Consider the following 25,100-nt stretch of genomic DNA (forward strand, 5'->3'; position numbering starts at 1 on the left):
GCCATGAGCAAGAAAAAGCTTATTCCGTTGCTGGTCTACATCCTGTTCCTGCTGGTGCCGATCTACTGGCTGCTGAACATGTCGTTCAAGAGCAACACCGAAATCCTCGGCGGCCTGACGCTTTTCCCACAGGAATTCACGCTGGCGAACTACAAGGTGATCTTCACTGATCCGAGCTGGTACACCGGCTACTTGAACTCGCTGTATTACGTCAGCCTCAACACGGTGATTTCCCTGAGCGTGGCGTTACCGGCGGCTTACGCGTTTTCACGCTATCGTTTCCTCGGCGACAAGCATCTGTTCTTCTGGCTGCTGACCAACCGCATGGCGCCGCCGGCGGTGTTCTTGCTGCCGTTCTTTCAGTTGTATTCGTCGATCGGCCTTTTCGACACGCATATCGCCGTGGCTTTGGCGCACTGCCTGTTCAACGTGCCGCTGGCGGTGTGGATTCTCGAAGGTTTCATGTCCGGCGTGCCCAAGGAGATCGACGAAACGGCCTACATCGACGGCTACAGTTTCCCCAAGTTTTTCGTGAAGATTTTCATCCCGTTGATCGGTTCCGGTATCGGCGTCACGGCGTTTTTCTGCTTCATGTTTTCCTGGGTCGAACTGCTGCTGGCGCGCACGCTGACCTCGGTCAACGCCAAGCCGATTGCGGCGGTGATGACGCGCACGGTGTCGGCATCGGGGATCGATTGGGGCGTGCTGGCAGCAGCGGGGGTGTTGACCATCCTGCCGGGCATGCTGGTGATCTGGTTTGTACGCAACCACGTGGCCAAGGGCTTTGCCCTCGGTCGAGTCTGAGGAGCTGATGATGGAATGGATGAGCTGGACGACACCGACCGCCGCGTTCTTCATCGGCATCGGTCTGATCCTGGTGGGCATGACCACCTGGGAATTGCGCTCGCCGAGCATCTTGCGGCGCGGGTTTCTGCCGATTGCCACCACCCGTGGCGATCGCTTGTTTATCGGTCTTCTCGGCAGCGCCTACCTGCATTTGCTGGTAATCGGCGTCACCGACTGGAGCATCTGGGTGGCGTCCGCGTTGTCCCTGGTGTGGCTGTTGGCTGTGATGCGTTGGGGCTAGTCGAATCGTTCGGCAACGCGGCTCCACAACTTAAACAGGAGGTCTCTATGTTCGATAAAAACAATAAGCTGCGACATAGCATTTCATTGGCAGCCGTGCTGGCACTCAGCGGTCTGAGCGCATCTGCCTGGGCCGACGCCTACGAAGATGCTGCAAAAAAATGGATCGGCAGCGAGTTCAAGCCCTCGACCCTGACGGCCGAACAGCAGCTCGAAGAATTGAAGTGGTTCATCAAGGCCGCCGAGCCGTTTCGCGGCATGGACATCAAGGTCGTTTCCGAAACCCTGACCACTCACGAATACGAGTCCAAGGTGCTGGCCAAGGCCTTCAGCGAAATCACCGGGATCAAACTCACCCACGACCTGCTGCAGGAAGGCGACGTGGTCGAGAAAATGCAGACGGTGATGCAGTCGGACAAGAACATCTATGACGGCTGGGTCAACGACTCCGACCTGATCGGCACGCACTTTCGCTACGGCAAGACCGAATCGATCACTGATCTGATGGCCAACGAGGGCAAGAACTTCACTTCGCCGACCCTAGACATCAAGGACTTCATCGGCATCTCCTTCACCACCGCGCCGGACGGCAAGATCTATCAACTGCCCGACCAGCAATTCGCCAACCTGTACTGGTTCCGCGCCGACTGGTTCGAACGCGCCGATCTGAAAGCCAAGTTCAAGGAAAAATACGGCTACGAATTAGGCGTGCCGGTGAACTGGTCGGCCTATGAAGACATTGCCAAATTCTTCAGCGAAGACGTCAAGGGAATCGACGGCAAACGCGTCTACGGCCACATGGATTACGGCAAGAAAGACCCGTCGCTGGGCTGGCGTTTCACCGATGCCTGGTTCTCCATGGCCGGTGGCGGCGACAAGGGACTGCCCAACGGCTTGCCGGTGGACGAGTGGGGCATCCGCGTCGAAGACTGTCATCCGGTCGGCTCCAGCGTGACCCGCGGCGGCGACACCAACGGCCCGGCGGCGGTGTTTGCCACCACCAAATACGTCGACTGGCTGAAGAAATATGCGCCACCGGAAGCGGCCGGCATGACTTTCTCCGAGTCCGGCCCGGTGCCGTCGCAGGGCAACATCGCCCAGCAGATCTTCTGGTACACCGCGTTCACCGCCGACATGACCAAACCCGGCCTACCGGTGGTCAACGCCGACGGCACGCCGAAATGGCGCATGGCGCCGTCGCCTAAAGGCCCGTATTGGGAAGAGGGCATGAAGCTCGGCTATCAGGATGTGGGATCGTGGACGTTCATGAAATCCACGCCTGAGAAACAGAAACTCGCGGCGTGGCTGTACGCGCAGTTCGTGACGTCGAAAACTGTTTCGCTGAAGAAAACCATCGTCGGTCTGACACCTATTCGCGAGTCGGACATCAACTCGCAGGCGATGACCGATCTGGCGCCGAAACTCGGTGGTCTGGTCGAGTTCTATCGCAGCCCGGCCCGCGTGCAATGGTCGCCGACCGGTACCAACGTGCCCGACTATCCACGTCTCGCTCAGCTGTGGTGGAGCCATATCGCCGAAGCCGCCAGCGGCGAGAAAACACCGCAACAGGCGCTCGATGGCCTGGCCAAGGATCAGGACCGCATCATGGAACGCCTCGAACGCTCCAAGGCCCAGGCCACTTGCGCACCGAAAATGAACCCGGAACGCGATGCGCAATACTGGTTCGATCAACCGGGCGCACCGAAACCGAAACTGGCCAACGAGAAGCCGAAGGGCGAAACTGTGAGCTATAGCGAACTGCTGAAATCCTGGGCGGATGCGCGCAAGTGATGTTGGAAATGTGAGAAGCGAACGGCACCGGAAGGTGCCGTTTTTTTTTGCTGCCTGATCTGCCGCTTTCGCGAGCAGGCTCGCTCTCACATTGGAGCGGTGCTACTCAAAATTGGTGGCACCCGAGATCCCTGTGGGAGCGAGCCTGCTCGCGAAAGTGGTGGGTCAGCCGACGCATTTTTAACTGACATGACGTCATTGCGGGCAGGTTCATCTCCAAACGGGATATCTGTAGAAATGACGGATTAAGAAACCACCGGTAGCTTTAGCTTTCGAAGGAGTCCAGCAAGACGTCAGGGAGTGGTGCATCAAAGTCATCGGGAGTTGTGTATCTGCCCTTCATTAAACCAGTACGTTTTACCGGCGGTTTCTCCTCGGTTATTTCGCTTTGGCGTTGCTCAGTCAATGTGCCTGAATCATCCAACAACTCTGAAAAGGTATTGCGCTTCATGGTTCGTGGATCTCCATTTGATAGGTGATCCGCAGATTTAACCGCAATTACCTTCTGCAGAATGTCAGCCATCGCTCACCGCTTTGCAGGCAAATTCCTAGAAAGGGGAGAGCGTTATAAGTCAAAAGATCGCAGCCTTCGGCAGCTCCTACAGACCGCATACCATTCCAATGTAGGAGCTGCGGAAGGCTGCGATCTTTTGATGTTGAATCCTGCAAAAACAAAAACGGCACCCGAAGGTGCCGTTTCCATTTCCAGCCAGATCAGCCGAGCAATCAGCCCGCCAGACCCGCCTGCTGTACCAGCACCAGCAATGGCTGCGGGTACACGCCCAGGAAGAATGCGACCAGGGCGATGGCCAGCAGCATCACGCCGCCTGCCTTCTGTTCCCAGTGCAGCTGGGCGTCGTGGCGACGCAGGTTAGGCTCGATCAGGTACAGGGTGACCATCACGCGCAGGTAGTAGAAAACGCCGATGGCGCTGCCCAGTACCAGTGCGCCGACCAGCCACCACTGACGCGTTTCGACGCCGCTGGCGATGATGTAGAACTTGCCGATGAAGCCGGCGGTCAGCGGGATGCCGGCCAGGGACAGCATCATCACGGTCAGCACGGCGGTCAGGTACGGACGGCGCCAGAACAGGCCGCGGTATTCGTACAGGGCATCCGCGTCACGGCCGTTGTACGGCGAGGACATCAGGGTGATCACGCCGAAGGCGCCGAGGCTGGTGATTACATAAGTCACCAGATAGACGCCGATGGCTTCCACCGCCAGACCCTTGCTTGCCACCAGCGCGATCAGCAGATAGCCGAAGTGCGCAATCGACGAGTAACCGAGCAGACGCTTGAGGTTGCTCTGGGTCAGGGCCAGCAGGTTACCGAACAGGATCGAGGCGACCGCGATCACGCTCAGCACATCGCTCAGCACGCCACTGCTGGCGGCAGGGGAGAGCTGGAACAGGCGCACCATCACCGCAAACACTGCGACCTTCGAAGCGGTGGCGAGGAACGCCGCCACCGGTGCCGGAGCACCTTCGTAGACGTCCGGCGTCCACAGGTGAAACGGTACCAGCGACAGCTTGAACGCCAGACCGATCAGCATCATGCCCAGGCCCAGTTGCGCCAGCGGGCTCGGCAGGCCGGTCGCGGCCAGGGCCTGACCGATGCCAACGAAGCTCAGCGAACCGGCGTCGGCGTAGAGCAGCGCCATACCGAACAGCAGGAACGCGGAACCGGCGGCCGACAGCACCATGTACTTGATGCCGGCTTCCAGCGAACGCTTGTTGAAGAAGGCGTAAGCCACCAGACCGTAGACCGGTACCGAGAGCAGTTCCAGACCGATGAACAACCCGGCCAGGTGCTGCGCGCTGACCAGCACCAGACCACCGGCGGCGGCCATCAGGATCAGCAGATACAGTTCTTCGCGGTTGCCCGGGTAACCCGAACCGCCATCACCGAGATAGGCGTGGGCGAGGGTGACGCAGGCGAGCGTGGCGACCAGGATCATCGCCATGTACAGGCAGGCGAAGGCATCGATTTGCAGCAATGGGGTCACGGCCAGAGGCGCGACTTTCAACGCAGGCAGGATCGACAGCAGGGCCAGGTTCAGACCCGCCACCGAAATCAGGAAGGTCTGCGAGTGGTTGCGGCGCCAGGCGATTGCCAACATCACCACGATAATGGTGAGGCTGGTGATCAACAGTGGCGCAAGCGCAATAAAGTGTTGAATCGTGAATTCCATAGCGCTCTTACCGGGCCGAAGCGAGTTGAGAGAAGGCGGTGCCGAGCCACTGCTGCACGCCATGCATGGTGGCGGCAGAGGTGTCGAGGAACGGTTGCGGGTAGACGCCGAGGTAAATCAGCAACACCGCCAGACCGAGCACCATGATCAGTTCGCGCGCATCCATGCCGTGCAGCACCGCGTCGGATTTCGACGGGCCGAAGTAGGCACGGTGGATCATGATCAGCGAGTAGACCGAACCGAACACCAGACCGGACGTGGCAATCGCCGTGACCCATGGAGCGCTGGCGAAGGAGCCGATCAGGATCAGGAATTCGCCGACAAAGTTACCGGTGCCCGGCAAGCCCAGCGACGCCGCCGCGAAGAACAGGCTGATCGCCGGCAGGTAAGCGATACGCGACCACAGACCGCCCATCTCACGCATGTCACGAGTGTGCAGACGCTCGTACAACTGACCGCTGAGGATAAACAGCGCCGCTGCCGACAGGCCGTGCGCCAGCATCTGGATCACTGCGCCTTGCAGCGCCAGTTGGCTGCCGGAGTAGATGCCGATCAACACGAAGCCCATGTGGGAAACGGAAGAGAAGGCAATCAGACGCTTGATGTCGGTTTGTGCGAACGCCAGGAACGCGCCGTAGAAGATCCCGATCAGACCCAGGGTCATGGCGATCGGCGCGAACTCGGCCGAAGCGTTCGGGAACAGCGGCAGGGCGAAACGCAGCAGACCGTAGGCCGCGGTTTTCAGCAGGATACCGGCGAGGTCGACGGAACCGGCAGTCGGTGCCTGGGCGTGAGCATCAGGCAGCCAGGAGTGGAACGGTACGACGGGCAGCTTGACCGCGAAGGCGATGAAGAAGCCGAGCATCAGAATGTACTCGGTGGTCATCGACATCTTGGTTTTCAACAGGTCGGCGTAGTTGAAGGTGATCACGCCGGTGTTGTTGAAGTTGACCAGCACCAGACCGAGGATCGCCACCAGCATGATCAGGCCGGACGCCTGAGTGAAGATGAAGAACTTGGTCGCTGCGTAGATCCGGGTTTTCTTGCCGTCCGAAGAACTGTGACCCCAGAGCGCGATGAGGAAGTACATCGGCACCAGCATCATTTCCCAGAAGAAGAAGAACATGAACAGGTCGAGAGCGAGGAACACGCCGACGACGCCGCCCAGGATCCACATCAGGTTCAGGTGGAAGAAGCCAACGTGACGTTGGATTTCTTTCCACGAGCAGAGTACCGAGAGGATACCCAGCAGGCCGGTCAGCAGGATCATCAACAGCGACAGGCCGTCGAGGGCCAGGTGCACGTTGATGCCGAAACGCTGGATCCAGACATGCTTGAACTCAAGCGCCCAGGTCGGATCGGCGCCCGGCGCCGGTGCGAATGAATAGTCACCGTGGGCCCACAGCCAGAGGCCGAGCGCGAGTTCCAGGGTCATGGTCAACAGCGCAATCCAGCGCGGGAGGGTAGCGCCGAAGCGCTCACCCATCCAGCACAGCAGGCCGCCGATGAAGGGGATCAGGATTAGCCAAGGCAGAATCATGACGGGCTCGTTTCCTTTCGCAAATTCGCAAGGTTCATATCAGACCGCTACCAGCACGATGGCGCCGATCACCAGCACGGCACCAGCAGCCATCGAGGCGGCGTACCAACGCAGTTGACCGGTCTCGGTGCGGCTCAGGGCGGTGTGACCACCCTTGGCCATACGCGGGATCAGACCGATGGTCTGGTCGAGCGGGTCTTTGCGCAGTACATGGCTGATCGCAAGGTACGGCTTGACGAACAGTTTGTCGTAGATCCAGTCGAAGCCCCAGGCAGCGAACCACCAGGCCGAAAGGAAACGGCCGATGCCGCTGTTGGCGATTGCCGTGACGAAGCGACGCTTGCCGAGGAACAGCAGCGCTGCCAGCAGGATACCGGCCAGGGCGATGGCGCCCGAGGCGATTTCCAGACTGTGCTTGGCTTCGCCACCGGCATGCCCGACGCTTTGCGGCAGTACGCCGTGCAGCGGCGGCACGATCATCGCGCCGACGAAAGTCGATAGCACGATCAGTACCGACAGAGGCAGCCAGTGGGCAATGCCGTGGCCGGCGTGGGCTTCGGTCTTGGCTTCACCGTGGAACGCGATGAAGATCAGGCGGAAGGTGTACAGCGACGTCATGAACGCACCGACCAGACCTGCGTAAAGCAGACCCTGGTTGCCGCTGGCAAACGCTTCCCAGAGGATTTCGTCCTTGGAGTAGAAGCCTGCGGTAACCAGTGGCAGAGCGGCCAGCGCGGCACCACCGACGATGAAGCTGGCGTAGGCCAGTGGCAATTTCTTCCACAGACCGCCCATCTTGAAGATGTTCTGCTCGTGGTGGCAGGCAACAATCACCGCACCGGACGCAAGGAACAGCAGGGCCTTGAAGAAGGCGTGGGTCATCAGGTGGAAGATCGCGCCTTCCCAGGCGCCAACGCCCAGCGCCAGGAACATGTAGCCGATCTGGCTCATGGTCGAGTAGGCGAGGATACGTTTGATGTCGGTCTGCACCAGCGCGGCGAAACCGGCCAGTACCAGGGTCACGCCACCGACGATGCCGACGAGGTGCAGGATGTCCGGCGCCAGCGCAAACAGACCGTGGGTACGGGCAATCAGGTAGACACCGGCGGTTACCATGGTCGCGGCGTGGATCAGTGCCGAAACCGGGGTAGGGCCGGCCATTGCGTCAGCGAGCCAGGTTTGCAGTGGCAACTGCGCCGATTTACCGACAGCACCGCCGAGCAGCATCAGGGTTGCCAGAACGATCCAGAAGTCGCCGACCTTGAAGTGCTCCGGCGCACGTACCAGCAGTTCCTGGACGTTCAGCGTGCCCAGTTGCTGGAACAGGATGAACAGGCCGATGGCCATGAACACGTCGCCGATACGGGTGACGATGAATGCCTTGAGTGCAGCGTTACCGTTGTTGCGGTTGCTGTAGTAGAAACCGATCAACAGGTACGAGCACAGGCCCACGCCTTCCCAGCCGAAGTAGATGAACAGCAGGTTATCGCCGAGGATCAGGAACAGCATGCTGGCGATGAACAGGTTGGTGTACGAGAAGAAGCGCGAGTAACCGTCTTCGCCACGCATGTACCAGGACGCGAACAGGTGGATCAGGAAGCCGACGCCGACGACCACGCCGAGCATGGTCACCGACAGGCCATCCAGGTACAGCGCGAAGTTCGGCTGGAAACCTTCCACCGACATCCAGCGCCACAGCACCTGGGTGTACACGCCACCTTCCGGCGGCGCGACGTTGAATTGCCAGATCACGTAAGCGGTGACGATGGCCGACAGGCCGATCGAACCGACACCGATCAGCGCCGAGAGGTTTTCCGAGAAGCGGCCGCGCGAGAACGACAGCAACAGGAACCCGATCAGAGGGAATACGAAAGTCAGAAAGAGTAGGTTCATCCGCGCATCTCACTGGCAGCGTCGATATCGAGCGTGTGGAAGCGGCGATACAGTTGCAGCAGAATCGCCAGGCCAATACTGGCCTCGGCCGCTGCAAGGCTGATCACCAGGATGAACATGATCTGTCCATCCGGCTGCGCCCAGCGGGCGCCCGCAACGATGAAGGCCAGGGCAGAGGCGTTCATCATCACTTCCAGACTCATCAACACGAACAAAATGTTGCGGCGGACCATCAGGCCGACCAGACCAAGGCAGAACAGGATGCCGGCGACGGCTAAACCATGTTCGAGAGGGATAGCAGGCATGTCTTACTCCTTCGCCTCGTTACGGCCCAAATGGAACGCCGTGACGGCTGCAGCGAGCAGCAGCATCGAGGCGAGTTCGACCACCAGCAGGTACGGGCCGAACAGGCTGATGCCCACGGCTTTCGCGTCTACGGTGGTGTGGCCGATGGCCTGGCCGCTCTGGTGAGCGAACAGCACATACAGCAGTTCGGCCAGCAGCAGCGCGGCAAGAATCACCGGTCCTGCCCAGATGCCGGGCTTGAGCCAGGTGCGTTCCTGCTGCACCGAGGCCGGGCCGAGGTTGAGCATCATCACCACGAACACGAACAGCACCATGATGGCGCCGGCGTAGGCGATCACTTCCAGCACACCGGCAAACGGCGCGCCGAGGGCGAAGAAGGTCATGGCCACGGCGATCAACGAGATGATCAGGTAGAGCAGGGCGTGCACAGGGTTGGTGTTGGTGACCACACGCAGCGTGGACACCACAGCAATACCCGATGCGAAATAGAAAGCGAATTCCATCGTTCTTCCTTAAGGCAGCAAGCTCTTCACGTTGATCGGTTCGGCTTCGTTCTGCGCAGCGCCTTTCGGCTTGCCAGCGATTGCCATACCTGCAACACGATAGAAGTTGTAATCAGGGTTTTTGCCGGGGCCGGAGATCAAAAGATCTTCTTTCTCGTACACCAGGTCCTGACGTTTGAACTCGGCCATCTCGAAATCCGGGGTCAGCTGGATCGCGGTGGTCGGGCAGGCTTCCTCGCAGAGACCGCAGAAAATGCAGCGCGAGAAGTTGATCCGGAAGAAGTCCGGGTACCAGCGACCGTCTTCGGTTTCAGCTTTCTGCAGCGAGATGCAACCCACCGGGCAGGCCACGGCGCACAGGTTGCAGGCTACGCAGCGTTCTTCGCCATCGGGGTCGCGGGTCAGGACGATGCGGCCACGGTAACGCGGCGGCAGGTAGACCTGCTCCTCGGGGTATTGCAGGGTGTCGCGCTTGCGAAAGCCATGGCCGAAGACCATGACCAGGCTGCGCAACTGGGTACCGGTACCCTTAACGATGTCGCCAATATATTTGAACATGGGTCAAATCCTCACTGAACCGCAACCGCAGGCGTGTTCATCAACACAACCGCAGCGGTCACCAGCAAATTGATCAGGGTCAGTGGCAGGCAGAATTTCCAGCTGAAATCCATCACCTGGTCATAACGCGGACGCGGGATGGAAGCGCGCAGCAGGATGAACAGCATGATGAAGAACGCGGTCTTCAGTGCGAACCAGACGAAGGACAGTTGCGGCAGGATGCCGAACGGACCATGCCAGCCACCGAAGAACAGGGTGACCAGCAGCGCCGAGATCAGGATGATGCCGATGTATTCACCGACGAAGAACATGCCCCATTTCATACCGGCGTATTCAATGTGGTAACCGTCGGCCAGTTCCTGTTCCGCTTCCGGCTGGTCGAACGGGTGACGGTGAGTCACGGCGACGCCAGCGATGAAGAAGGTACAGAAGCCGAAGAACTGCGGAATGATGAACCACAGGTTCTGCGCCTGGTATTCGACGATGTCGCGCATGTTGAACGAGCCGACCTGGACCACGATGCCCATCAGGGCCAGGCCCATGAACACTTCGTAGGACACGGTCTGCGCCGAGGCACGCAAGCTGCCAAGCAGGGCGAACTTGTTGTTGCTCGACCAGCCGGCGAACAGCACCGCGTAGACCGACAGACCGGCCATGGCGAAGAAGAACAGCAGGCCGATGTTCAGATCCGCCACGCCCCAGGTCGGGGTGATCGGGATGATCGCAAAGGCGATCAGCAGGGCGGACATGGCCACTACCGGCGCCAGGGTGAAAATCACCTTGTCGGCAAACGGCGGCGTCCAGTCTTCCTTGAAGAACATCTTCAGCATGTCGGCGGCGATCTGGAACATGCCGAACGGGCCAACGCGGTTCGGGCCGTAACGGTCCTGCCACCAGCCCAGCAGGCGACGTTCGACAAAGCTGAGCAAGGCGCCTGCGACCACCACGGCCAGCAGGATCACGATGGCTTTGATGACCGTCAGGATCACATCGATCACTTCAGGGGTGAACCAGGTCATTGCGCTGCCTCCTGCAGACCGTCGACGGACACGCCGGCGAATGCCGGTGGAATGCCGGCGATGCCCGCAGGCAATGCCACCAGACCGGCGCCCAGTTCTTCATTGATGCGCAGCGGCAGACGCAATGTCTGCCCGGCAACGTTCAGGCTCAGCAGGGCACCGTCGTTGACGCCGAGGCGATCCGCTTCGGATTTCGCCAGCGCGACGTAAGGTGCCGGGATGCGTTCCTGTACCGGGGCGGCTTTCGAAGAGTTTTCTTCGCTGCCGAACAGGTGGAAGAACGGCACGGCTTGCCAGGTACCCGGCGCCGGGTTGAACGCACGCGGCGCAGCAGCGAACCAGTTCAGCGAATCACCGGTGCTTTCGATCAGGCGGGTGCCCGGGTCGCCAGCACGCAGATGACCACCGACTTCGTCCTGGAACTTGTTCCACGCTTGTGGCGAGTTCCAGCCCGGCGACCATGCGAATGGCACCTGCTGACGCGGTTCGGCGGAGCCCGAGTAACCTTCCATGGAGAAGGCGAACGCGGTGTCCTGGTCTTGCGGGGTGCGCGGTTCGTGAACGCTGATGTCGGCGCGCATGGCGGTGCGACCGGAATAACGCAGCGGCTCACGGGCCAGTTTCAGACCCTTGATGCGGAACGCCGCCGACGGTGCAGCATCGACGATGCGCGCCAGTTGCGCGGTGCTCGAAGCAACGGCAGCGGTGACGTGGTCGAGTTGCGTCCAGTCGATCGGCTGGTTCAGCAGGGTCGCGCGCAGGGCATGCAGCCAGCGCCAGCCTTCGTGCACCAGAATGCTCGCGTCCATGTATTGCGGATCGAAAACCTGGAAGAAGCGCTGAGCGCGGCCTTCCTGGCTGACCAGCGTACCGTCGCCCTCGGCGAAGCTCGCCGCTGGCAGAACCAGGTGCGCGCGATCGGTGGTAGCGGTTTTCTGATGGTCAGCGACGATCACCACTTTAGCGGCGTTCAGTGCAGCATCGACCTTGGCGTTGGCAGTGCGGGTGTACAGATCGTTTTCCAGCACGACGATAGCGTCGGCCTTGCCATCGATGACCGCTTGCAGCGCGGCGTCGACCGACTCGCCACCGAGCATGGCCAGGCCGAGGCTGTTGGCCTCCGGCACGATCAGGCTGATCGAACCGTTCTTCTCGCGCAGCTTCAGGGCTTTGGCGATGTTCGCGGCAGCTTCGATCAAGGCTTTGGAGCCCAGCGAAGTACCGGCGATGATCAGCGGACGCTTGGCGGCGAGCAGGGCATCGGCGATGCGCTGCGCCAGTTCAAGGGCTTCGGCGTCCAGGCCTTCGACGGCTGGTGCGCTGGCATCCAGAGCATGCGCAACGGCGAAACCGATGCGCGCCAGATCGTCGGGAGCGGCGTGTACGCACTCTTCGGCAACGTCGTCGAGCTTGGTTTCGGCGAGGCTGGCGATGAACAGCGGGTTCAGCGCGTGCTGGCCGATGTTCTTCACCGCCGCGTCGAGCCAAGGCTGGACGCGCATGGCTTCGGCCATGTCTTCAGCCTTGCCCTTGACCGACTGACGCAGAGCCAGCGCCATACGCGCGGCGGTCTGGGTCAGGTCTTCGCCGAGGACGAAAATCGCGTCGTGGTCTTCGATGTCGCGCATGTTCGGCACTGGCAGCGGGCTGTCGTTCAGCACCTGCAGGACCAGACGGATGCGCTCCAGCTCGGAGGCTTCGATACCCGAATAGAAGTGCTCGGCACCAACCAGTTCGCGCAACGCGTAGTTGCTTTCGAGGCTGGCACGCGGCGAACCGATGCCGACGATGTTGCGCCCGCGCAGCAGGTCAGCGGCTTTGTCCAGCGCAGCGTCGAGGCCGAGCTTGGTGCCATCGGCCAGCAGCGGCTGACGTGGACGGTCGGTGCGGTTGACGTAGCCATAACCGAAGCGGCCACGGTCGCAGAGGAAGTACTGGTTCACCGAACCGTTGAAACGGTTTTCGATGCGACGCAGCTCACCGTAACGCTCGCCCGGGGAGATGTTGCAACCGCTCGAGCAGCCGTGGCAGATGCTTGGTGCGAACTGCATGTCCCACTTGCGGTTGTAGCGCTCGGAGTGAGTCTTGTCGGTGAACACACCGGTCGGGCAGACCTCGGTGAGGTTGCCGGAGAACTCGCTTTCGAGGGTGCCGTCTTCAACGCGACCGAAGTACACGTTGTCGTGGGCGCCAAACACACCGAGGTCGGTGCCGCCGGCGTAGTCCTTGTAGAAACGCACGCAGCGGTAGCAAGCGATGCAGCGGTTCATTTCGTGGGAAATGAACGGGCCCAGTTGCTGGTTCTGATGGGTGCGTTTGCTGAAGCGATAACGGCGCTCGTTGTGGCCGGTCATCACTGTCATGTCTTGCAAGTGGCAGTGACCGCCTTCCTCGCACACCGGGCAGTCGTGCGGGTGGTTGGTCATCAGCCATTCGACAACACTGGCGCGGAACGCCTTGGATTCTTCATCGTCGATGGAGATCCAGGTGTTGTCGGTGGCCGGGGTCATGCAGGACATGACGATGCGACCACGGGTGTCGTTCTCGTCGGTGTACTGCTTGACCGCGCACTGGCGGCAGGCCCCGACGCTACCAAGCGCGGGGTGCCAGCAGAAATATGGAATGTCGAGGCCCAGCGACAGACATGCCTGTAACAGGTTGTCTGCCCCGTCGACTTCGAGCGCTTTGCCGTCTACGTGGATAGTGGCCATGGTTCAAAGGTCTTCGTTGGCCCGGTGTCAGCGGGCGTGGCTAATGGAATCTTGTTATGCGTCCGAATCCAAACAGCCCCGAAGGGCGTCATCGGACGAAAGGCGAAGGGCACGGACCCTTCGCCTTTTTAAGCGTTTACGCGCCGACTACGATCGGCCTTGCCAGAGGCGGGACGGCGGCGCTGACAGGCGCGATACCGGCTTCGAACTCTGGACGGAAGTATTTGATGGCGCTGCCCAGCGGCTCCACGGCACCCGGTGCGTGAGCACAGAAGGTCTTGCCCGGGCCGAGGAAACCGACCAGACCCAGCAGGGTCTCGATGTCGCCCGGCTGGCCCTTGCCCTGTTCGATGGCCATCAGGAGCTTGACGCTCCATGGCAGACCATCGCGGCACGGGGTGCAGAAACCGCAGGATTCGCGTGCGAAGAACTGCTCCATGTTGCGCAGCAGCGAGACCATGTTGACGCTGTCATCCACCGCCATCGCCAGACCGGTACCCATCCGGGTGCCGACCTTGGCGATGCCGCCGGCATACATTTGTGCGTCGAGGTGCTCGGGCAGGAGGAAACCGGTACCGGCACCGCCTGGCTGCCAGGCCTTGAGCTTGAAGCCGTCGCGCATGCCGCCGGCGTAGTCTTCGAACAGTTCACGACCGGTGACGCCGAACGGCAGTTCCCACAGGCCCGGGTTCTTGACCTTGCCGGAGAAGCCCATGAGCTTGGTGCCCATGTCTTCGGAACCTTCGCGGGCCAACGATTTGTACCAGTCAACGCCGTCGGCAATGATCGCCGGCACGTTGCACAGGGTTTCGACGTTGTTCACGCAGGTCGGCTTGCCCCACACGCCGACGGCGGCAGGGAAGGGCGGCTTGGAGCGCGGGTTGGCGCGGCGGCCTTCGAGGGAGTTGATCAGTGCGGTTTCTTCACCGCAGATGTAACGCCCGGCGCCGGTGTGGACGAACAGCTCGAAATCGAAACCCGAACCGAGAATGTTCTTGCCCAGCAGGCCGGCCGCCTTGGCTTCTTCCACGGCACGGTTGAGGTGCTTGGCGGCGGTGGTGTATTCGCCGCGCAGGAAGATGTAGCCACGGTAGGTTTTCAGCGCGCGGGCACTGATCAACATGCCTTCGATCAGCAGATGGGGCAGTTGCTCCATCAGCATGCGGTCTTTCCAGGTGTTCGGCTCCATTTCATCCGCGTTGCACAGCAGGTAGCGGATGTTGATGGATTCGTCCTTGGGCATCAGGCCCCACTTCACGCCAGTGGGGAAGCCGGCGCCGCCGCGACCCTTGAGGCCAGCGTCTTTGACGGTCTGGACGATCGCGTCCTGATCCATCTCGGCGAAGGCTTTGCGTGCAGCAGCGTAACCGTTCTTGGCCTGGTATTCGTCGAGCCACACGGCTTCGCCGTCATCACGCAGACGCCAGGTCAGCGGGTGTGTCTCGGCCGAACGCTGGATGCGGTTGGCTGGACCAAAAGATGTCAGGGTCATACGTAGCCCTCGAGCAGTTTGGCCACGCCAGCAGGCTGCACGTCGCCAAAGGTGTCGTCGTCGATCATCAGCGCCGGTGCCTTGTCGCAGTTGCCGAGGCAGCAGACGGGAAGCAGGGTGAAACGACCGTCGGCGGTGGTCTGACCCAGGCCGATGCCCAGATTGTTCTGGATTTCGTTGACCACCGACTCGTGGCCGCCGATGTAGCAGACCATGCTGTCGCAGACGCGAATGATGTGGCGGCCGACCGGTTGACGGAAGATCTGGCTGTAGAACGTCGCCACGCCTTCAACGTCGCTGGCCGGGATGCCGAGGATCTCGCCGATCGCGTACAGGGCGCCATCCGGCACCCAGCCGCGTTCCTTCTGCACGATCTTCAGGGCTTCGATCGACGCCGCGCGCGGGTCTTCGTAGTGATGCAGCTCGTGCTCGATGGCCGAGCGCTCGGTTTCACTCAAGGTGAAACGGTCTGTCTGGATAAGCGTGCTGTTCATGCTTAGCGGTCCACGTCGGCCATAACGAAGTCGATACTACCCAGGTACGCAATCAAGTCCGCGACCATGCTGCCTTTGATCACCGAAGGGATCTGTTGCAGATGCGGGAAGCTTGGAGTACGGATCCGGGTACGGTAGCTCATGGTGCCGCCGTCGCTCGTCAGGTAATAACTGTTGATGCCCTTGGTCGCTTCGATCATCTGGAAGGATTCGTTGGCCGGCATGACCGGGCCCCACGAAACCTGCAGGAAGTGCGTGATCAGGGTTTCGATGTGCTGCAGCGTGCGCTCTTTCGGCGGCGGCGTGGTCAGCGGGTGATCCGCCTTGTACGGGCCTTCCGGCATGTTGCGCATGCATTGATCGATGATCTTGATGCTCTGGCGCATCTCTTCGACGCGGACCATGCAGCGGTCATAGGCATCGCCGTTGACGGCCAGCGGCACTTCGAATTCGAAGTTCTCGTAGCCCGAATACGGACGCGCTTTACGCAGGTCGAAATCGCAACCGGTAGAACGCAGGCCGGCACCGGTGACGCCCCATTCCAGGGCTTCTTTGGTGTTGTAGGCGGCAACGCCGATGGTCCGACCCTTGAGGATGCTGTTCTGCAGGGCGGCCTTGGTGTATTCGTCCAGACGCTTGGGCATCCACTCGACGAAATCCTTGACCAGTTTTTCCCAGCCGCGCGGCAGGTCGTGGGCGACGCCGCCGATGCGGTACCAGGCCGGGTGCAGACGGAAACCGGTGATGGCTTCGATCACCGTGTAAGCCTTCTGGCGGTCGGTGAAGGTGAAGAACACCGGGGTCATGGCGCCGACGTCCTGGATGTAGGTACCCAGGAACAGCAGGTGACTGGTGATCCGGAAGAACTCGGCCATCATGATGCGGATGACGTCGACCTTCTGCGGCACCTTGATGCCGGCCAGCTTCTCGACCGAGAGCACGTACGGCAGGTTGTTCATCACGCCGCCGAGGTAGTCGATGCGGTCGGTGTACGGAATGTAGCTGTGCCAGGACTGACGCTCGCCCATCTTCTCGGCGCCACGGTGGTGGTAACCGATGTCCGGGACGCAATCGACGATCTCTTCGCCGTCCAGCTGCAGGATGATGCGGAACGCACCGTGCGCCGAAGGGTGGTTCGGGCCGAGGTTGAGGAACATGTAGTCCTCGTTGGCACCGGAACGCTTCATGCCCCAGTCTTCCGGACGGAAGCGCGCGGCTTCCTCTTCCAGCTGCTGCTTGGCTAGGTTGAGGCTGTACGGATCGAATTCGGTGGCGCGCGCCGGGAAGTCCTTGCGCAGCGGGTGACCTTCCCAGGTCGGCGGCATCATGATGCGCGACAGGTGCGGGTGGCCTTTGAAGTCGATGCCGAACATGTCCCAGACTTCGCGCTCGTACCAGTTGGCGTTCGGCCAGATGCTGGTGACGGAAGGCATGCTGAGGTCGCCTTCGGACAAGGCCACCTTGATCATCACGTCACTATTACGCTCCAGCGACATGAGGTGATAGAACACGGTGAAATCGGCGCCGGTCGGCAGCCCTTGACGCTTGGTGCGCAGACGCTCGTCCACGCCGTGCAGGTCATAGAGCATGACGTACGGCTTGGGCAGGTTGCGCAGGAAAGTCAGGACTTCAACCAGTTTGGCACGGGCCACCCACAGCACCGGCATGCCGGTGCGGGTTGCCTGCGCGGTGAACGCTTCGGCGCCAAAACGGTTGTTCAGTTCGACGACCACATCCTGGTCGTCTGCCTTGTAAGGCGGGATGTACAGAGCACTGCCTGTAGTCATGGTTATTTTTTCGCTTTCGGTCAACGTAAAGAATGAAGCCAGCTTCTCGTTACTTGGAACAGAACTGGATCAGACTTCGTCAGGGCTGCGCAGATTGGTGACTGCGATTCGCTGTTCGCGGCGCTGTTCCTTCTGCGAAGGCATGTCGGCGCGATACACGCCTTGATCACCAACGACCCAGGAAAGCGGACGACGCTCCTGTCCAATCGATTCCTGCAACAGCATCAAGCCTTGCAGAAATGCTTCCGGACGGGGCGGGCAGCCAGGTACGTAGACGTCCACGGGCAGGAACTTGTCCACCCCTTGAACCACGGAGTAGATGTCGTACATGCCGCCGGAGTTGGCGCACGAACCCATGGAAATAACCCATTTCGGTTCGAGCATTTGCTCGTAGAGACGCTGAATGATCGGCGCCATCTTGATGAAGCAGGTACCGGCGATAACCATGAAGTCGGCCTGACGCGGCGAGGCCCGGATCACTTCGGCGCCAAAGCGCGCGATGTCGTGGGGCGCCGTGAAGGCGGTGGTCATTTCCACGTAGCAGCACGACAGGCCGAAGTTGTACGGCCACAGGGAGTTCTTACGTCCCCAGTTGACCGCGCCACTCAGCACGTCTTCCAGCTTGCCCATGAAAATGTTTTTGTGGACTTGATCTTCTAACGGATCGGCAACGGTTTCCCGCTGGCCAATCGGATACTGCTCGTTAGGAGCATCGGGGTCGATCCTGGTGAGATTGTATTGCATTGCCAAAGCCTCATTGTTTCAGCTTCGCCTGCCGCTTGCGACGAGCTTCCGGAGCCCAGTCAAGGGCGCCCACTCGGAACAGGTAGACAAGACCTGCCAACAGAATTGCTATGAAAACGAGAGCTTCGACGAATCCGGTCCAGCCGCTTTCGCGGACGGACACAGACCATGCAAAGAGAAAGAGGGCTTCGATATCGAAGATCACGAAGAGCATCGCGACCAGATAGAATTTGGCTGAGAGCCGCAAGCGGGCGCCACCGGTAGGTAGCATGCCCGACTCGAACGGTTCGTTTTTGCTGCGACCCCAGGCTTTTGACCCGAGGAGGCTGGAGACGCCAAGCATGAAGGCACACAGGCCGACGACACCCAGAAGGAAAATGGCAAAGCCCCAGTTGTGGGCCATGAGTCCTGTCGCTTCGGGCATGCTGGTAATCCTTAACAGAGAGCAAAGGTCTCTGAGCTTGATAAAGAAATAAGGCAGTGACGATATGTCGCAGCAATCAATCGGGCTGATTTTATGGCTAAACACCCGGCAAGTAAAATTCCAAAGGCGAAATTATTTACCGGATTAAGGACATAGCGCCTCCTGAAGGCGCTGCGGCCCATGCGTTGCGGGCATTAGCCGGGTTTCCATCAATTATGTTTTGTAGAGTTTGCAACGAACATAGTTGCGGCTAAATGATAATTAATATCGTTTGGCGTGGTTTTGTAACTGTTTAACGAGTGAGTGGCTGGGAAGTTGTCTTACTTGCGCGTTACTGCAAGTAGCGAAGCCTACCGTTTTAACGGAAATTTCTGACGCTTGTAGCGCTTCAGATCAATGTTTCTTCTCGCGGCTGACGGTAGCCCTGTGGGAGCGAGCCTGCTCGCGAAAGCGAAGGATCAGCCTCCAGATGTGCAAGCTGACTTATCGCCTTCGCGAGCAGGCTCGCTCCCACAGGGGATTTGTAGTGTCTTTGAGATTCCAACAGGCAAAAAAACGCCCCGATCCAGTCGGGGCGTCAGTCTTGCGGCTCTGCGGTTAGCTTTTTATTCGATCCGCAAAGGCCGTTTGCTCAGGTGAGGCCGAATCAGTGGAACTGTTCTTCTTCGGTCGAACCGGTCAGCGCGGTCACCGAGGACGAGCCGCCCTGGATCACGGTGGTCATGTCGTCGAAGTAGCCAGTGCCCACTTCCTGCTGGTGCGCAACGAAGGTGTAGCCCTTGGCGGCGTCAGCGAATTCCTGCTCTTGCAGCTTCACGTAGGCAGTCATGTCGTTGCGGGCGTAGTCGTGCGCCAGGTTGAACATGCTGTGCCACATGTTGTGAATGCCGGCCAGGGTGATGAACTGATGCTTGTAGCCCATGGCGGACAGTTCGCGCTGGAACTTGGCGATGGTTGCGTCGTCCAGGTTCTTCTTCCAGTTGAAGGAAGGCGAGCAGTTGTACGACAGCAGCTGGTCCGGGTATTCCTTCTTGATCGCTTCAGCGAAGCGACGTGCTTCTTCCAGATCCGGCTTGGCGGTTTCGCACCAGATCAGGTCGGCGTACGGTGCGTAAGCCAGGCCACGGGCGATCGCTTGATCCAGGCCGGCACGTACCTTGTAGAAACCTTCCTGAGTACGCTCGCCGGTCACGAATGGCTGATCGTACGGGTCGCAGTCGGAGGTCAGCAGGTCAGCCGCGTTGGCGTCGGTGCGGGCCAGAATGATGGTCGGCGTGCCGGCAACGTCAGCGGCCAGACGCGCAGCGGTCAGCTTCTGTACGGCTTCCTGGGTCGGCACCAGAACCTTGCCGCCCATGTGGCCGCATTTCTTCACCGAAGCCAGTTGGTCTTCGAAGTGAACGCCGGCGGCGCCTGCTTCGATCATGCTCTTCATCAGCTCGTAGGCGTTGAGTACGCCGCCGAAACCGGCTTCAGCGTCGGCGACGATTGGTGCGAAGTAATCGATGTAGCCGTCGTCGCCCGGGTTTTTGCCGGCTTTCCACTGGATCTGGTCAGCACGACGGAACGAGTTGTTGATGCGCTTGACCACGGTTGGCACCGAGTCCACCGGGTACAGCGACTGGTCCGGGTACATCGATTCTGCGGAGTTGTTGTCCGCAGCCACCTGCCAGCCGGACAGGTAGATCGCCTGGATACCGGCCTTGACCTGCTGAACAGCCTGGCCGCCGGTCAGGGCGCCCATGCAGTTGACGAAATCTTTCTCTGGACGGAAGGACGGCTTGGCACCCTGGGTGACCAGGTTCCACAGCTTCTCGGCGCCCATCTTCGCGAAGGTGTGCTCTGGCTGAACCGAGCCACGCAGGCGGACCACGTCGGCAGCGGAGTAAGTGCGAGTCACGCCTTTCCAGCGCGGGTTCTCGGCCCAGTCTTTTTCGAGGGCTGCAATTTGCTGTTCGCGTGTCAGTGCCATGGAGATAAACCTCGTCGCGTCTTTTATGAAAAGTTGTTCTGCGGTGGAAAATTCCTGCGCTCGCTGACCAGAAGCTTAGGTGGTCAAGTCGGATTCGGCGGGGTAGGCGACGGGATGAACGATGGGCTCGAGGGGAAGTGAGCAGGTAGTGGCGGACTGCGGGGCGCATGCGGGCGTCGTGGGCCTTTATACGGACAACAGCGTGAAGCCGGGTTACCTAAATACGCTTCCGTCCCTCGGGACAACTTCGTTCCAGTCGGCAACCTCGTCAAACACACCTTTTGGGCGGTACAGACACGAAACGGCTCGCGGGGTAGGTGCGAGCGGCGCTTCGAAGGCCCTTGCCAGGGCCTCTGGTTAGCGGGAGCGAGGCCATCATGCCTTCGCTTTTTTTTCGCGTCAAACGTTTTGTAGTGCTTTTTTCCAAGCACTACATCTTTCGTCTAATACGACTAATCAGTCAGTTTTCGGTGCTTTAGTCCAGCGTGTCGACTTTCACCCGCAAGGTTATGTCATCCCGGCCTTGAGTCGAGTAGCTGCGGGTCAGGCCCTGTTTATCGGCCTGAGTCTGGCTATTGACGCCTGCCAGAGTGATCCATTCACCGAGGCGCCCGGTGACGGTTGTGTCGGTGCTTTGCACGTTCACTACATCGGGACGTTCCTGGCTCATGCGGTCACGGTTGGTACTGATCGCCAGATGAACGGTCTCGCCGGTGACGCTGGCGGTGACGTAGAAACCCTGGGTGACGTTGCGGTATTGGGTCTCGCTGCTGTAACCGCCGTAGGAATCGCTCTGGGTGTTGGTGATCGGCACGCTCTGGCCGACCTGGATCAGCGCCGGAGTGCCTTCGCTGGTCTGCACTTGCTGAACGCCGCCGTTGCGGCTGGTGGTGCTGCGGCTGATGATCCGGGTCTGGCTCGGCTGGGCGCCATTGACCGCATAACCTTCGTCGCCGCGGCCATTGTTTTCGTTGGTGTCGACGGTGATCAGCAAGCGCTTCGGCGCGGTATCGAGTTGCGCCAGCAGATCCTTCAACTCCTGAATCTTGCCCGGCTCGGCCTTGACGATCAGCTGATTGCCGTAAGCGCTGACCTGACCGTCCTGGCCGATGAAATCCTGCGCCACTGGCAACATGTCAGCGCTGGTGTGGTATTTGAGGGGGACGATTTCTGTGGCTGCCAGCACCGAAAAACTGCAGCCGAGCAGCAGGGTGGTGAGCAGGGTGCGTAGGGACATGTCCGTTATCTCCGCGTTCGAAAGGCTTGATATTGCCAGTTTGTCGGCCTGGGGTGGGGCAAGTTGAATCGTAGACAGCAAAACGCCCCGGCATTGGTGGATGGCGGGGCGTTTAATGGTGTTCTTGCGGTCTTTTGTGGTGAGGGGATTTATCCCCGCTCGGCTGCGCAGCAGTCGCCGACCCAGCGCGCTCGATTTAACTGACTCACCGAGTTTGCTGGATTTGGGGCTGCTTCGCACCCCAGCGGGGATAAATCCCCTCGCCACAGGGATCTAGAGGTCTCGGAATCAGGCCGAATGCCGAACCATGTCGACATGCGGAATCCCGGCTTCGAGGAATTCCTCGCTGACCAGGCTGAAACCCAGGCGCTCGTAGAACGCCGTGGCTTGCACCTGAGCGCTGAGCTTCTGCTGTTTCAGCCCGCGCGCTTCAGCTTCGGCGATGACCGCTTGCATCAGCGCATCACCGACCTTCATTCCGCGCCAGTCTTTGAGTACTGAAACGCGGCCGATGTGCCCGTCGGGCAACAGCCGCGCCGTGCCGATCGGGAAGTCGCCTTCGAACGCCAGAAAATGCACGGCGGTCGCGTCATCGGCGTCCCACTCAAGCTCGGGTGGCACCGATTGTTCGGCGATGAACACCGTTTCACGAATGCGCCGGATCTCGGCGATATCCTTCTGCCAGTCTGCGACACGAACGCGAATTTTATTCATCGGCGAACCCCAGGCTTCCTTGCTTGACCAGTTCGCAGAGCAGGCTGCGGCCGTCTTCGTCGCTCAGCCACTCGCCGAGGTTATCGGCGTGCAGGGCGTCAGCGGCGCAGATCAGCTTCAACAGTTCGCGCAGCTTGCCCGGCAGGTAACGGCTCTGGCCACTGGCGAACAGCAGCAGATCGTCGTCGACTTCCGACCAGGCCAGGCGCGCGCTCGGGTTGCGGATCAGCACGGCGCCATCCTGCAGGGCGGCGAGGAAGTCTTCTTCTTCGACGTCTTCCGGGCCGACCACCAGTTCCGGGTAGCGCGGCTCGGTCATGTACTGGCCGAACCAGGTCAGCAGCAGACGCTCGTCGCTCATGTGCTCGGCGAGCAGGCTTTTCAGGCGATCCAGCGCATCGTGTTGAATCTGGTGCGGATCGACCGCCGGCTTGGCGTCGGCATCGGTGTAGCGCTCTTCGTCGGTCAGGAACTGGCTGAGGAAGTCGGTGAAGTGGGTCAGCACTTCAGCGGCGCTTGGCGCGCGGAAGCCGACCGAGTAGGTCATGCAGTTGTCGACCGCGACACCGCAATGGGCCAGGCGCGGCGGCAGGTAGAGCATGTCGCCCGGTTCCAGCACCCATTCTTCGGTTTCGTGGAATTCAGCGAGGATGCGCAGGTCGGCGTGTTGCAGCAGCGGGCTCTCGGAATCGCACATCTGGCCGATTTTCCAGTTGCGCTTGCCGTGGCCCTGCAGCAGGAAAACATCGTAATTGTCGAAATGCGGGCCGACGCTGCCACCCGGTGCGGCAAAGCTGATCATCACGTCGTCGACGCGCCAGCTCGGCAGGAAGCGGAAGTTTTCCAGCAGTTCGCTGACTTCCGGCACGAACTGGTCAACCGCCTGCACCAGCAGGGTCCACTCTTTCTCTGGCAATTTGCTGAACTCGTCTTCGGCAAACGGGCCGCGACGCAGTTCCCATGGGCGCTCGCCGTGCTCGATGACCAGGCGCGATTCGACTTCTTCTTCCAGGGCCAGGCCGGCCAGTTCGTCGGCGTCGATCGGGCTTTCGAAGTCAGGAATCGCCTGACGGATCAGCAGCGGTTTTTTCTGCCAGTAGTCACGCAGGAATTCGCGTGCTGTGAGGCCGCCCAGAAGTTGAAGAGGAATATCGGAATTCATATGTAACCTATTGAAAAAAAGCACTTTTCAGACGGGAATAAAAACGCCCGGCGCGGCCGGGCGTCTCAAGCGGGGCAAACGGTCGATCAGATGCGTTTGGCTTGTGCCACAGCGTTGCCGATGTAGTTGGCCGGAGTCAGTTGCTTGAGCTCGGCTTTGGCTTCGGCTGGCATGTCCAGGCCATCGATGAAAGTCTGCAGCGCTTCAGGGCTGATGCCCTTGCCACGGGTCAGTTCTTTCAGCTTTTCGTACGGGTTTTCGATGTTGTAGCGACGCATCACGGTCTGGATCGGCTCGGCCAATACTTCCCAGCAAACGTCGAGGTCAGCGGCAATCTTCTGCTCGTTGAGCTCGAGTTTGCTGATGCCTTTGAGGCTGGCTTCGTATGCGATCACGCTGTGGGCGAAGCCGACACCGAGGTTGCGCAGGACGGTGGAGTCGGTCAGGTCGCGCTGCCAGCGGGAAATCGGTAGCTTGCTCGCCAGGTGCTGGAACAGTGCGTTGGCGATACCCAGGTTGCCTTCGGAGTTTTCGAAGTCGATCGGGTTGACCTTGTGCGGCATCGTCGACGAACCGATTTCGCCAGCGATGGTGCGCTGCTTGAAATAACCCAGGGAAATGTAGCCCCAGATGTCGCGGTCGAAGTCGATCAGGATGGTGTTGAAACGCGCAATGGCATCGAACAGCTCGGCGATGTAGTCGTGCGGTTCGATCTGCGTGGTGTACGGGTTGAAGCCCAGACCCAACTCGTCTTCGATGAAGGCGCGGGCGTTGGCTTCCCAGTCGATCTGCGGGTAGGCCGACAGGTGCGCGTTGTAGTTGCCGACGGCGCCGTTGATCTTGCCCAGCAGCGGCACGGCAGCGACCTGAGCGATCTGGCGCTCGAGACGGTAAACCACGTTGGCCAGTTCTTTACCCAGAGTGGTCGGCGAAGCCGGCTGGCCGTGGGTGCGCGACAGCATCGGCACGTCGGCGAAACGGATGGCCAGTTCGCGGATGGCGTTGGCGGTCTGGCGCATCAGCGGCAGCATCACGTCGTCACGGCCTTCACGCAGCATCAGGGCGTGGGACAGGTTGTTGATGTCTTCGCTGGTGCAGGCAAAGTGGATGAATTCGCTGACCTTGGCCAGCTCCGGCAGCTTGGCCGCCTGCTCCTTGAGCAGGTATTCGATCGCTTTGACGTCGTGGTTGGTGGTGCGCTCGATCTCTTTGACGCGCTCGGCGTGCTCCAGCGAGAAGTTTTCAGCCAGTTCGTTGAGAACGGCGTTGGCCTCGGCGGAGAAGGCTGGCACTTCAGGGATGCCAGCGTGGGCGGCCAGGCGCTGGAGCCAGCGCACTTCAACCAGAACGCGGGCACGGATCAGGCCGTACTCGCTGAAAATCGGGCGCAGGGCCTGGGTTTTGCCGGCGTAGCGGCCGTCAACAGGGGAAACCGCAGTGAGCGAAGAGAGCTGCATGGGGTGTTCTCGGACAGTCG

22 protein-coding genes are annotated in these 25,100 nt (G+C 60.4%); 3 read left to right on the top strand and 19 right to left on the bottom strand.

The window, feature by feature from the left end; translation table 11 throughout:
• Positions 1 to 3 precede the first annotated feature (3 nt).
• From AC0IXA_RS04470 to AC0IXA_RS04480, 3 genes are read left to right on the top strand one after another with little or no spacing between them, the layout of a single operon-like run.
• Positions 4 to 804, top strand: coding sequence for a carbohydrate ABC transporter permease (locus AC0IXA_RS04470; protein ID WP_073471306.1), 801 nt, complete (start codon positions 4 to 6; stop codon positions 802 to 804).
• A gap of 10 nt (positions 805 to 814) precedes the next feature.
• Positions 815 to 1,087, top strand: a complete 273-nt coding sequence (locus tag AC0IXA_RS04475) for a DUF2160 domain-containing protein (RefSeq protein WP_038861868.1) — start codon at positions 815 to 817, stop codon at positions 1,085 to 1,087.
• A gap of 47 nt (positions 1,088 to 1,134) precedes the next feature.
• Positions 1,135 to 2,877 carry an ABC transporter substrate-binding protein gene (locus tag AC0IXA_RS04480; protein ID WP_341637151.1) on the top strand — a complete coding sequence of 581 codons (1,743 nt, stop codon included), beginning with the start codon at positions 1,135 to 1,137 and terminating at the stop codon, positions 2,875 to 2,877.
• Between the two features lie 265 nt (positions 2,878 to 3,142).
• Here AC0IXA_RS04480 and AC0IXA_RS04485 read toward each other — a convergent pair whose 3' ends face one another.
• From AC0IXA_RS04485 to purB, 19 genes are all read right to left on the bottom strand, one after another.
• Positions 3,143 to 3,328, bottom strand: a complete 186-nt coding sequence (locus AC0IXA_RS04485) for a type II toxin-antitoxin system prevent-host-death family antitoxin (protein WP_471811931.1) — start codon at positions 3,326 to 3,328, stop codon at positions 3,143 to 3,145.
• Between the two features lie 275 nt (positions 3,329 to 3,603).
• The gene (nuoN, locus tag AC0IXA_RS04490; RefSeq protein ID WP_024013420.1) at positions 3,604 to 5,067 is read right to left on the bottom strand and encodes an NADH-quinone oxidoreductase subunit NuoN; all 1,464 of its coding nucleotides are present in this window, start codon (positions 5,065 to 5,067) and stop codon (positions 3,604 to 3,606) included.
• A 7-nt stretch (positions 5,068 to 5,074) separates the two neighbouring features.
• The gene (gene nuoM / locus AC0IXA_RS04495; protein WP_016775285.1) at positions 5,075 to 6,607 is read right to left on the bottom strand and encodes an NADH-quinone oxidoreductase subunit M; all 1,533 of its coding nucleotides are present in this window, start codon (positions 6,605 to 6,607) and stop codon (positions 5,075 to 5,077) included.
• Positions 6,608 to 6,646: 39 nt separating this feature from the next.
• The gene (nuoL, locus tag AC0IXA_RS04500; protein WP_024013419.1) at positions 6,647 to 8,500 is read right to left on the bottom strand and encodes an NADH-quinone oxidoreductase subunit L; all 1,854 of its coding nucleotides are present in this window, start codon (positions 8,498 to 8,500) and stop codon (positions 6,647 to 6,649) included.
• The gene (gene nuoK, locus AC0IXA_RS04505; protein ID WP_003180046.1) at positions 8,497 to 8,805 is read right to left on the bottom strand and encodes an NADH-quinone oxidoreductase subunit NuoK; all 309 of its coding nucleotides are present in this window, start codon (positions 8,803 to 8,805) and stop codon (positions 8,497 to 8,499) included. Before nuoK ends, nuoL begins: the two co-directional genes overlap by 4 nt.
• Positions 8,806 to 8,808: 3 nt before the next feature.
• Positions 8,809 to 9,309: an NADH-quinone oxidoreductase subunit J gene (nuoJ, locus tag AC0IXA_RS04510; RefSeq protein WP_007951462.1), complete on the bottom strand. Its 501-nt coding sequence runs from the start codon at positions 9,307 to 9,309 to the stop codon at positions 8,809 to 8,811.
• 9 nt (positions 9,310 to 9,318) lie between these two features.
• Positions 9,319 to 9,867 carry an NADH-quinone oxidoreductase subunit NuoI gene (gene nuoI / locus AC0IXA_RS04515; RefSeq protein ID WP_016775283.1) on the bottom strand — a complete coding sequence of 183 codons (549 nt, stop codon included), beginning with the start codon at positions 9,865 to 9,867 and terminating at the stop codon, positions 9,319 to 9,321.
• An 11-nt stretch (positions 9,868 to 9,878) separates the two neighbouring features.
• Positions 9,879 to 10,886 (bottom strand): NADH-quinone oxidoreductase subunit NuoH, encoded by a 1,008-nt coding sequence (nuoH, locus tag AC0IXA_RS04520; RefSeq protein WP_016775282.1) that lies wholly within the window; start codon positions 10,884 to 10,886, stop codon positions 9,879 to 9,881.
• On the bottom strand, positions 10,883 to 13,597 hold the full coding sequence (nuoG, locus tag AC0IXA_RS04525) for an NADH-quinone oxidoreductase subunit NuoG (protein ID WP_471811935.1): 2,715 nt from the start codon (positions 13,595 to 13,597) through the stop codon (positions 10,883 to 10,885). Before nuoG ends, nuoH begins: the two co-directional genes overlap by 4 nt.
• Positions 13,598 to 13,733: 136 nt before the next feature.
• Positions 13,734 to 15,089, bottom strand: a complete 1,356-nt coding sequence (gene nuoF, locus AC0IXA_RS04530; RefSeq protein WP_024013417.1) for an NADH-quinone oxidoreductase subunit NuoF — start codon at positions 15,087 to 15,089, stop codon at positions 13,734 to 13,736.
• Entirely contained in the window at positions 15,086 to 15,583 is a 498-nt protein-coding gene (gene nuoE, locus AC0IXA_RS04535) for an NADH-quinone oxidoreductase subunit NuoE (protein WP_341637154.1), read from the bottom strand. Before nuoE ends, nuoF begins: the two co-directional genes overlap by 4 nt.
• A gap of 2 nt (positions 15,584 to 15,585) precedes the next feature.
• A complete protein-coding gene (nuoC, locus tag AC0IXA_RS04540; RefSeq protein WP_122612132.1) occupies positions 15,586 to 17,370 on the bottom strand; it encodes an NADH-quinone oxidoreductase subunit C/D in 1,785 nt (594 codons plus the stop codon).
• A gap of 69 nt (positions 17,371 to 17,439) precedes the next feature.
• Complete coding sequence (locus tag AC0IXA_RS04545; RefSeq protein ID WP_016775278.1) at positions 17,440 to 18,114, bottom strand: NuoB/complex I 20 kDa subunit family protein; 675 nt, start codon at positions 18,112 to 18,114, stop codon at positions 17,440 to 17,442.
• Positions 18,115 to 18,124: 10 nt separating this feature from the next.
• Entirely contained in the window at positions 18,125 to 18,538 is a 414-nt protein-coding gene (locus AC0IXA_RS04550; protein WP_003223812.1) for an NADH-quinone oxidoreductase subunit A, read from the bottom strand.
• A 646-nt stretch (positions 18,539 to 19,184) separates the two neighbouring features.
• Entirely contained in the window at positions 19,185 to 20,510 is a 1,326-nt protein-coding gene (gene aceA / locus AC0IXA_RS04555) for an isocitrate lyase (RefSeq protein ID WP_016775277.1), read from the bottom strand.
• Positions 20,511 to 20,985: 475 nt separating this feature from the next.
• Positions 20,986 to 21,747, bottom strand: coding sequence for a secretin N-terminal domain-containing protein (locus AC0IXA_RS04560; protein ID WP_471811939.1), 762 nt, complete (start codon positions 21,745 to 21,747; stop codon positions 20,986 to 20,988).
• A 288-nt stretch (positions 21,748 to 22,035) separates the two neighbouring features.
• Positions 22,036 to 22,461, bottom strand: a complete 426-nt coding sequence (locus tag AC0IXA_RS04565; RefSeq protein ID WP_016775275.1) for a GNAT family N-acetyltransferase — start codon at positions 22,459 to 22,461, stop codon at positions 22,036 to 22,038.
• Positions 22,454 to 23,623 carry a ribosomal protein uL16 3-hydroxylase gene (locus AC0IXA_RS04570; RefSeq protein ID WP_016775274.1) on the bottom strand — a complete coding sequence of 390 codons (1,170 nt, stop codon included), beginning with the start codon at positions 23,621 to 23,623 and terminating at the stop codon, positions 22,454 to 22,456. The genes AC0IXA_RS04565 and AC0IXA_RS04570 overlap by 8 nt, the downstream gene beginning before the upstream one ends.
• A gap of 86 nt (positions 23,624 to 23,709) precedes the next feature.
• Entirely contained in the window at positions 23,710 to 25,080 is a 1,371-nt protein-coding gene (purB, locus tag AC0IXA_RS04575) for an adenylosuccinate lyase (RefSeq protein ID WP_471811941.1), read from the bottom strand.
• Between the last annotated feature and the right edge of the window lie 20 nt (positions 25,081 to 25,100).

The sequence above is a fragment of the Pseudomonas sp. AC083 genome (assembly GCF_979253165.1).

Bases quoted from the DNA above. Each gene is read 5' to 3' on its own strand.
- nuoJ (WP_007951462.1), bottom strand. From the start codon at position 9,309: ATGGAATTCGCTTTCTATTTCGCATCGGGTATTGCTGTGGTGTCCACG.
- nuoN (WP_024013420.1), bottom strand. From the start codon at position 5,067: ATGGAATTCACGATTCAACACTTTATTGCGCTTGCGCCACTGTTGATC.
- AC0IXA_RS04570 (WP_016775274.1), bottom strand. From the start codon at position 23,623: ATGAATTCCGATATTCCTCTTCAACTTCTGGGCGGCCTCACAGCACGC.
- purB (WP_471811941.1), bottom strand. From the start codon at position 25,080: ATGCAGCTCTCTTCGCTCACTGCGGTTTCCCCTGTTGACGGCCGCTAC.
- aceA (WP_016775277.1), bottom strand. From the start codon at position 20,510: ATGGCACTGACACGCGAACAGCAAATTGCAGCCCTCGAAAAAGACTGG.
- nuoF (WP_024013417.1), bottom strand. From the start codon at position 15,089: ATGACCCTGACATCTTTTGGTCCAGCCAACCGCATCCAGCGTTCGGCC.
- AC0IXA_RS04565 (WP_016775275.1), bottom strand. From the start codon at position 22,461: ATGAATAAAATTCGCGTTCGTGTCGCAGACTGGCAGAAGGATATCGCC.
- nuoL (WP_024013419.1), bottom strand. From the start codon at position 8,500: ATGAACCTACTCTTTCTGACTTTCGTATTCCCTCTGATCGGGTTCCTG.
- nuoH (WP_016775282.1), bottom strand. From the start codon at position 10,886: ATGACCTGGTTCACCCCTGAAGTGATCGATGTGATCCTGACGGTCATC.
- nuoK (WP_003180046.1), bottom strand. From the start codon at position 8,805: ATGCCTGCTATCCCTCTCGAACATGGTTTAGCCGTCGCCGGCATCCTG.
- AC0IXA_RS04545 (WP_016775278.1), bottom strand. From the start codon at position 18,114: ATGCAATACAATCTCACCAGGATCGACCCCGATGCTCCTAACGAGCAG.
- nuoI (WP_016775283.1), bottom strand. From the start codon at position 9,867: ATGTTCAAATATATTGGCGACATCGTTAAGGGTACCGGTACCCAGTTG.
- nuoG (WP_471811935.1), bottom strand. From the start codon at position 13,597: ATGGCCACTATCCACGTAGACGGCAAAGCGCTCGAAGTCGACGGGGCA.
- nuoM (WP_016775285.1), bottom strand. From the start codon at position 6,607: ATGATTCTGCCTTGGCTAATCCTGATCCCCTTCATCGGCGGCCTGCTG.
- AC0IXA_RS04560 (WP_471811939.1), bottom strand. From the start codon at position 21,747: ATGTCCCTACGCACCCTGCTCACCACCCTGCTGCTCGGCTGCAGTTTT.
- AC0IXA_RS04550 (WP_003223812.1), bottom strand. From the start codon at position 18,538: ATGCCCGAAGCGACAGGACTCATGGCCCACAACTGGGGCTTTGCCATT.
- AC0IXA_RS04485 (WP_471811931.1), bottom strand. From the start codon at position 3,328: ATGAAGCGCAATACCTTTTCAGAGTTGTTGGATGATTCAGGCACATTG.
- AC0IXA_RS04475 (WP_038861868.1), top strand. From the start codon at position 815: ATGGAATGGATGAGCTGGACGACACCGACCGCCGCGTTCTTCATCGGC.
- AC0IXA_RS04480 (WP_341637151.1), top strand. From the start codon at position 1,135: ATGTTCGATAAAAACAATAAGCTGCGACATAGCATTTCATTGGCAGCC.
- AC0IXA_RS04470 (WP_073471306.1), top strand. From the start codon at position 4: ATGAGCAAGAAAAAGCTTATTCCGTTGCTGGTCTACATCCTGTTCCTG.
- nuoE (WP_341637154.1), bottom strand. From the start codon at position 15,583: ATGAACAGCACGCTTATCCAGACAGACCGTTTCACCTTGAGTGAAACC.
- nuoC (WP_122612132.1), bottom strand. From the start codon at position 17,370: ATGACTACAGGCAGTGCTCTGTACATCCCGCCTTACAAGGCAGACGAC.